Consider the following 8,508-nt stretch of genomic DNA (forward strand, 5'->3'; position numbering starts at 1 on the left):
TCTCCAGCGGCGGCGTGACGTTGAACTACCAGGCACAGTACTACGCCACGGCTGCCGCTTCGGCCGGCCTGGTGAGCACGACCGTCACGTACACGACCCAGTATCAATAAAAAAATGCTGCACCGGCACGCTGCGGCGTGCGGCAACCGCCGCCGCAGCGTTGGCCCTGCATGCCTCGCCGCTGGTTGAATCCCGAGAGTCCATCGATGAACACCTTCCTCCGCGCAGCCCGCGTGGTCTTGCTAACCACGTGCCTTTTCACTGGTGCAGCGAATGCCAGCGTCCTGATTGCCGGCACGCGCGTGGTGTTTCCAGCCGCAGACGGGGAAGTTACCGTGCGACTGACCAACGACAACGCCCATCCGGCCTTGGTCGAGGCCTGGATCGACAATGGGGACCCCAAGTCCACGCCGGACAAGGTCAGCGTGCCGTTCCTGATCACGCCGCCGCTGTTCCGCATGGAGGCGCACAAGGACCAGGACCTGCGCATCATTTCCACGCCTGCACAGTTACCCACTGACCGCGAGTCGCTGTTCTGGCTCAACGTGCTGGAAATACCGCCCAAGCCCAGCGCGGCAGAATCCGCTGGCAAGAATCTCCTGCAGTTCGCGATCCGCTCGCGGCTGAAACTTTTCTACCGCCCCGCGCATCTGCCCGGCAATGCTCAAACGGCGCCCGGACAAGTGACCTGGAAGGCTGTCCCCGACGGCAAGGGCTATGCACTGGAAGTGCGCAATCCCACGCCCTACCACGTCACCATCGTCAAACTGTCATTGGATGTCGGCGGCAAGTCGTACAGCGGTGACATCGGCATGGTCGATCCGCTGGCTTCGCTGCGGCTGAAAGTCAAGGACCTGACGACGGTGCCGGCAGCAGGCACTTCGGTTGCCTATGACATCGTCAACGATTACGGCGCGACGGCGTCCTTCAAGGGCAGCCTGTTGCCGTGATGCATCGGCGGCGCACATCGCCTGTATCCAGACATGGTGTGTGTCGCCAGATTTTGCTGTGCGCGGGCATTGCGGCTGCGCTAAGCGGCTGGACGAGTGTTTCTGCCGCTGCGGCGGCGGCCAGTGGTGCAGACGCCAGCGCCAGCGGCGGCTACGCCGATTTCGACCGCAGCCTGCTTGCCGGCGCCGGACAGAACACCACCGACCTGTCCCGTTTCGAGCACGGCAACCCCGTGCTTCCAGGCAGCTACAGCACAGACGTCTACCTCAACAATGTCTGGGTTGGCCGTAGCGACGTGCGGTTCGCCGCCCCTTCCGCCAATGTCAGCGCCACACCGTGTATCGACCGGAAGTTGCTGGATCAACTGGGTTTGCATCCGGCGAAGCTATCGGCTGAAACCATTGCGAGCCTGAACGACCCAAAGGCCTGCGTGAGCATGGACAGCCTGATCACCGGCGCTACCATCACCTTCGACATGACGCAGCTGCGCATCGACGTGACCGTGCCGCAGGCTTACCTGGGCCAGGTGGCGCGCGGCTATGTCAATCCCGAATACTGGGACGCCGGCGTGCCGGCCGCCCTGTTGAACTACAACTTCAACACTTATCGCAGCAGCAACCGGGGCCAGACGCAAACCAGCTCGTATTTGGGGCTCAATAGCGGCTTTAACCTCGGCCCTTGGCATTTCCGCGAAGACGCCACGGTCAACTGGCAGTCGGCAACTGCCGGTTCGCCGTCCCGCCGTCAATGGCAAAACATCAATACCTACGTCCAGCGCGACCTGTCCTCGCTGCGCGCGCAACTGACGATCGGCGACAGTTTTACGGATGGCGCGGTTTTCGACAGTTATGGCATTCGCGGCATACAGCTAGGCACCGACGACCGCATGCTGCCGCAATCGCTGCAAGGCTATGCACCCGTAGTGCGCGGTGTTGCACAGACCAATGCCAGGATCACCGTGCGGCAAAACGGCGTGGAGATCTACGAAACCACTGTATCGCCCGGTCCGTTCTTGCTCAGCGATCTCTACCCGACCGGTTATGGCGGCAATCTGCAAGTGACCGTAACGGAAGCTGATGGTCACGTGAGCACCTTCACCGTGCCGTATGCCTCGGTCGCGCAACTGCTGCGCCCCGGCGTCACCCGTTTTGACGTCGCTGCCGGCGAGCTGCGCGATGCCACGATCCATGACAAGCCCGCCGTACTTCAGGCTACCGTGCAGCATGGCTTCAACAACCTGTTGACGGGATATGCCGGCATCGTGGGATCGCAAGGCTACGGCGCGCTGCTGGCGGGTGCCGCGATCAATACGCGCTATGGCGCATTCGCGATGGATGTCACCCAAGCCAACGCGCATATCCCGGGTTATTCGACCCAGTCGGGCCAGAGCGTGCGCCTGACCTACAGCAAGATCATCCCGTCGACACAGACGACGCTGTCGGTCGCCACCTACCGCTATTCCACGGGTGGCTTTCTCAGTCTGACCCAAGCCGAAGAAGCGCGCGATTACGTACGGCAGGGGATCAGTGCTTTCGAGGTCACAACACAGCCGATTGTGCAGACGGTCGATGGCGTACCCGTACAGAGCGTCTTGACGCCCGCACAGCAGGCCGCCCTCACGGGAAGTGCGTTCACCACCAATCCCATTATCTCCACGACTGGCGTGGAACGGCAGCGCAGCAATTTCACGCTCTCGCTTAACCAACCGCTGGGACACATCGGCGGATCGATCTACGCCAACGTCTCCGCAAGCAACTATTGGAATCGTCGCGGCAACGACACGCAATTCCAGGTCGGCTACAACAACCACTTCCGTCAGGTCACCTATAGCGTCTCCGCAACACGCTCGGTGGACCCGCTGGGTCACTACGACAACACGTACTTCCTCAGTTTCACACTACCGCTCGGGCACAATACGAACTCTCCAACCTTTACGCTGAACTTCAACCATGACCAGCAGACGGGTTCGCAAGCTCAGGCGATGGTTGACGGCACACTGGGCAGCGACAGCCAGTTCAACTACAACGCAACGTTGACGCACGCCAGCAATGGCGGCGGCAACACCGGTTCGGTGAACGCGGGTTACCGCAGTCCGTATGCGGTGTTCAATGCGAGCTATGGCGATGGCAGCGGCTACTCGCAGGCATCGGTAAACATGAGTGGTTCGGTGATTGCACATCCAGGCGGCGTCACCTTCGGCCAACCGCTCGGCGACACGGTCGGTATCGTGTATTTGCCGAACGCCGCGGGTGCACACCTGGCCAATGCGCCCGGTGCGCGCGTCGATCACTTCGGCTATGCGGTGGTGCCGTATCTGATGCCTTACCAGCTCAATACCATCCAGATCGATCCCAAGGGGTTGCCGTTGGACGTGCAACTCGATGCCACCAGCGCGCAAGTCGTGCCCTATGCTGGCGCGGTGGTAATGCTTAAATTCAAAACCGAGAACGGTCGCACGCTCATCGTCCAAGCTCGCCTGAAGGACGGCCAAGCCTTGCCATTCGGCGCCGAAGTGTTCAACGAGAAAGGCCTCTCGTTGGGCGTGGTGGGCCAAGCCGGACAGATTCTATTGCGTGGCGTCGACCAAGCTGGACGACTGACCGCACACTGGCAGGACGACAAGGGCACGCAGCAATCGTGCTCGTTCGATTATCGGCTTGACCCGAAAGACAAACACAAGCAATCCTTGAAGCAATACGAGCAATTCAATGCCGTCTGCGCGATGCCTATTGTCGCCGCTGCGTACCATTGAAGGAGCGACGCATGAGACACGACCTAATGACCTCATATACAACCAGGGGCATGTCTGCGTTATTGCTGATCATTGGCCTGCTGTTGATGGCGATGCGCCCCGCAGAAGCGACCCAGTCCCCCACATGTAACGCGTCAAACAAAACAATCACTATACCGACCGTTGCCATTACGCCAGGGCAAAGCAATGGCCCCATTGGTTCGGCAGTGCAGGCAACCATTAGCATCGACTGCTACCCGGCTTATACCAACACGCCAAATTATTACGATAGCTTCAATGTACAAACGGGCCAGCTGGCGCCTCTGGATTCAGCCAGCACTCCTCCCGCCGGCGGAGGCATTCTCTTCCAGACCAATATTCCTGGTATCGATGTCCTTCTCACGGCGCAAACTGTTCAGGCAAGCAGCGGAAACAATGGGCCTAACGGAACTCCCGGCTGGTCCATAGCAACCATCAACTGCAATTTTGATAGCGGCGTTCTCAACGGGCAGAACTGCAGCCCCGATCCCGTTTCCGTAACGTTCACCGCGCAGCTCTACAAAACCGGACCCACTACGCCTGGCAAGATAACCAGCCTAACTCTGCTGGAAATTTTTGAAACCGACACGGTTGCCACGCCTCCCTCATATTGGGGACAGACCATCTACTACAGTGGCGCTTCATCTTCATTTGGCTCGCTCAAGCTAAATACGGTGAACGTATCCATGAGCACCTGTAACGTCGCAGCAGGCTCAACCAATCTCAGCGTCACGCTGCCAACCGTTGACGTCAACGCGTTGCCGACGACTGGCTCTGTGGCAGGCCAGAAGTCTTTTCCCATCCAGTACACCTGCCCATCTGGCTGGGCGCTCTACATGACCATGAGCACAGCCAATCCTGCGGCAGCGACCGGCGTGATCCTGCCGTCGACATCTTGCGCTGCTGGCTCGCCCGCGACAAACGTCGGCATTCAATTGCTGCAAAGCAATCAGCAACCCGTGCAGTTCAATACCGCACAATCGGTTGGCAACTCGCCCAACGGCACGCTCAATCTCACCTACTACGCGCAGTACTACGCCACCGGCTCGCCCATCGGCGCGGGTCAAGTCTGCGGTACCGCCACGTTTACGATGTCCTATCAGTGAAGGTTCGACACAACAGGCTGAACGGGCGCGCAAATTGGCGCTCAACTTTTGCGTACTTCGTGCCGATAAAACTTGAGTGCTACTCGTAGGTTTGTGTCACCAACACGGGGTCAGCCGATGCAGGCTGGGCAGTGCGAACATAGTTGGCGAAATAGTTGAGCACCCGATCAGGTTCGGAACCGGATAGATGCACGACATCTACCTCGTAAGGCCGGGACACATTCGCTGTTGCAGCTGCGGTCGTGGTGTTCGAGCAGCTTCGTTGAACGGACGGATGCGCCTGCGCGGCGCTGATTACCAAATTCAGGTCGCCAGACGCGGGTAGAGCACTGCAAGTCGGTTCCACGACAGCGCCGACGAATGTGATCGTGCCACCCTCGATCGTGCCGCCACCACCCGCTTTCACGGCAGACGAGGCGAGCACCATCGCCATGGAACTACCCACCAGAACAAGCCAACGCGCACCACGCATAATGCCGCCCTCCACCGGTACCAGCGCGGATCGCGCGTACCTGTAGGCACCATCGGCTGCGGTGTACCGGTGCTTGAGAGCCTCCGCCGAGTCTCGTTACGGAAATGCCAAGCCCATCACATAAAATCATGCAATAGGACCGTCAAGAAGTCTGCGTGAACGCTCCGTGGCGGTAACTGTGTAGGTTGCGTGAATTCCTTGTGAAACAAGTGCTTGGGTGGCTGCTTGCGCGCGTTGGCTTTCCGTCGCGAGGCGCACCGGCCACTTGGCGTACAGCTTCGCCGTCCGGAGGGCATGGGACGGTTGGCAGGTAACGCCGGAGAGCTCGGAACGTCATGACGATGACGTTTGCGCAGTGCGCTGCATCCTCGCAGTATCTTTATCGGCAAGATTCCGACGCGCTTTAGTTCGGCATGCAGATTTTGTTGCCGCGCAGGCTGGGATGGAATCCCAGCATTGGCATGCTCAACGCGACGAGATGTACTTCTCGCGACGGATCTGCGGAATCGGCAAGCCAAATTCCTTCAACGCAGTGAAGGCGGCATCCACCATGTTGGGGTTGCCGCACAGATACGCGATGTCCCTATCGGCAGCCGGCTGCAATTCCTGCAGCACGCTTTGCACGTGGCCGGGGCGATCGTTGGGCCTCGGTACGGCACGCGGCTGGCGGCTCAGGCAGCCGTAGAACGAAAAGCCCGGGTGCGTCTGCGCGAACACTTCGAACTCTTCGCCGTACAGCAATTCGGTTTCATTGCGGGCGCCGTACAGGAGCACGACTTCGCGATCGCCTTTTGCCAACAGCTTTTCGAACGCCGGCAGCATGGCGCGGTACGGCGTAACGCCCGTACCGGTGGCGAGCAGCAGGTAGCGCGGATGCGTATCGCTGTCCTGCAGGCAGAAGCGCCCATATGGGCCGCTCGCCTCGATGGTGTCGCCGATGTTCAGGCCACTCAGCAGCTTGGTGGCGGCGCCGCCTTCTACGTAGCTCACGGCAATCTCGATGCGCTGCACCGGCGAGTGTCCGTCACCCACGGTGGCGACGGAGTAGCTGCGCTTGGTGGCCGTGCCGTCGTCGTAATGGAAATGGATCTGCAGGAATTGCCCGGGAATGAAGGCAAGCGGTTGTCCGTCGGCCCGTTCGAAGCCCAGGTGGCGCACGGCGGGCGCAAGCATGCGGCTGTCGACGAGGCGGAGAGTGAAGTGTTCGGCCATGGAGTGTCCGGCAGGAAACAGTCAGTACGCCCGGCCGAACGGGTCGTCGGGACAAGGCCCGCTATAATAGTGGGTCTGGGATGGTCTGGCCCCATTCCGCATAGGCGGCTTGAATCACACCATCCCCAACCCCACGGTGCACCCCATGTCCACTACCCCCGCGCTAGTCGTCGAAAACCTGCGCAAGACCTACAGCAACGGCGTCCAGGCCCTCAAAGGCATCAATCTCACGGTGCAGCCCGGCGATTTCTACGCCCTGCTGGGTCCGAACGGCGCCGGCAAATCCACCCTGATCGGCATTCTCTCCTCACTGGTGAACTCCACCGAGGGCGATGCGCGCATCTTCGGCGTATCGGTGAACAAGCAACGCAACGAAGCGATGAAGCTGATCGGCCTGGTGCCGCAGGAGATCAACTTCAACCAGTTCGAAAAACCATTCGACATCTGCGTGAACGAAGCCGGCTTCTACGGCATCCCGCGCAAGATCGCCGCCGAGCGCGCCGAAAAATACCTGAAGGAACTGCGCCTGTGGGAAAAGGCACAGGAGCAGGCACGCACGCTGTCCGGCGGCATGAAGCGCCGCCTGATGATCGCGCGCGCGATGATGAACGAGCCGCGCCTGCTGATCCTGGACGAGCCGACCGCAGGCGTGGACATCGAGATCCGCCGCTCCATGTGGCAGTTCGTCAGCGGCATCAATGCCGCCGGCACCACGGTGATCCTCACCACGCATTACCTGGAAGAAGCCGAGCAGCTGTGTCGCAACATCGCCATCATCGACCACGGCACCATCGTGGAAAACACCTCGATGAAGCTGCTGCTGTCGAAGCTGGACGTGGAAACCTTCGTGTTCGACGTGAACAATCTGCCCGAACAGCTGCCCAGCTTGCCGGGCATCACGTTCCGCCGCGTCGATGCACACACGCTGGAAGCCGAAATGCCGCGCACGCAGGCCATGAACGCGCTGTTCGATGCACTCACCACCCATGGCATTACGGTGCTATCCATGCGTAACAAGACCAACCGGCTGGAAGAACTGTTCGTGCGTCTCGTCGAGAATGGCCGACAAGAACCGGGCCGCCAGGATTCCAAGGAGAAAGCGGCATGAGCAACCTGTCTGGCAACATGGTCGCGCTGCAAACCATCGTGCGGCGCGAGATCGTGCGCATCATGCGCATATGGACGCAGACGCTGATTCCGCCCGCGATCACCATGACCTTGTACTTCGTGATCTTCGGCAAGCTGATCGGCAGCCGCATCGGCAATATCCAGGGCGAATTCAGCTACATGCAGTACATCGTGCCGGGCCTGGTGATGATGAGCATCATCACCAACAGCTACGGCAACATTTCCAGCTCGTTCTTCGGCGCCAAGTTCCAGCGCTCGGTGGAAGAGATGCTGGTATCGCCGATGTCGAACTGGGTGATCCTGCTGGGCTATGTCACGGGCGCGGTAGCGCGTGGCCTGGTGGTGGGCCTGCTGGTGCTACTGATTGCCTTGTTCTTCACCCATCTGCAGATCGCGCACATCCTGATCACGCTGCTGTCGGTGCTGTTCGGCGCCACGATTTTCTCGCTGGCCGGGTTCGTCAATGCGATTTATGCGAAGAAGTTCGACGACATCGCGCTGGTGCCGACCTTCGTGCTGACACCGCTCACCTATCTAGGCGGCGTGTTCTATTCGGTGAACATGCTGAGCGAACCGTGGCAGGCGATTTCGCGCATCAACCCCATTTTGTACATGGTGAACGCGTTCCGCTTCGGCGTGCTGGGCATCAGCGACGTGCACATCGGCGTGGCGTTCGGGGTGATGCTGCTGTTTGTGGTCGGGCTGGCTTGGATTGCATTGAACTTGCTGAAGCGTGGGGTGGGTTTGCGGTCCTGATTGCTCGTGCTTGGGTGTGATTTACTCCCTCCCCTGCGAAGTAGGGGAGGGTCGGGTTGGGGTTGCTTGGGCTTTAGCGCAGAGCTGAATTTCCTGCAGAAAGGTATGGAAGC

General features: G+C 60.1%; 7 protein-coding genes. 5 read left to right on the plus strand and 2 right to left on the minus strand.

Annotation, left to right across the window (positions count from 1 at the left end):
• The first annotated feature begins 206 nt into the window (after positions 1–206).
• From VMA74_RS04435 to VMA74_RS04445, 3 genes are read left to right on the plus strand one after another with little or no spacing between them, the layout of a single operon-like run.
• Positions 207–950 carry a molecular chaperone gene (locus tag VMA74_RS04435; RefSeq protein WP_325365201.1) on the plus strand — a complete coding sequence of 248 codons (744 nt, stop codon included), beginning with the start codon at positions 207–209 and terminating at the stop codon, positions 948–950.
• Positions 951–988: 38 nt separating this feature from the next.
• Entirely contained in the window at positions 989–3,703 is a 2,715-nt protein-coding gene (locus VMA74_RS04440) for a fimbria/pilus outer membrane usher protein (RefSeq protein ID WP_325365203.1), read from the plus strand.
• Between the two features lie 50 nt (positions 3,704–3,753).
• Positions 3,754–4,827 carry a fimbrial protein gene (locus tag VMA74_RS04445; RefSeq protein ID WP_325365205.1) on the plus strand — a complete coding sequence of 358 codons (1,074 nt, stop codon included), beginning with the start codon at positions 3,754–3,756 and terminating at the stop codon, positions 4,825–4,827.
• 79 nt (positions 4,828–4,906) lie between these two features.
• Here VMA74_RS04445 and VMA74_RS04450 read toward each other — a convergent pair whose 3' ends face one another.
• Complete coding sequence (locus VMA74_RS04450; protein ID WP_325365207.1) at positions 4,907–5,260, minus strand: hypothetical protein; 354 nt, start codon at positions 5,258–5,260, stop codon at positions 4,907–4,909.
• 504 nt (positions 5,261–5,764) lie between these two features.
• On the minus strand, positions 5,765–6,511 hold the full coding sequence (locus tag VMA74_RS04455; protein WP_325365209.1) for an FAD-binding oxidoreductase: 747 nt from the start codon (positions 6,509–6,511) through the stop codon (positions 5,765–5,767).
• 145 nt (positions 6,512–6,656) lie between these two features.
• Between VMA74_RS04455 and VMA74_RS04460 the strand changes: the two genes are divergently transcribed.
• Positions 6,657–7,619, plus strand: coding sequence for an ABC transporter ATP-binding protein (locus tag VMA74_RS04460; protein WP_325365211.1), 963 nt, complete (start codon positions 6,657–6,659; stop codon positions 7,617–7,619).
• Positions 7,616–8,395: an ABC transporter permease gene (locus tag VMA74_RS04465; RefSeq protein ID WP_325365213.1), complete on the plus strand. Its 780-nt coding sequence runs from the start codon at positions 7,616–7,618 to the stop codon at positions 8,393–8,395. Before VMA74_RS04460 ends, VMA74_RS04465 begins: the two co-directional genes overlap by 4 nt.
• The last annotated feature ends 113 nt before the right edge of the window (positions 8,396–8,508 follow it).

Source organism: Dyella sp. (assembly GCF_035508675.1).
Lineage (GTDB): Bacteria > Pseudomonadota > Gammaproteobacteria > Xanthomonadales > Rhodanobacteraceae > Dyella_B.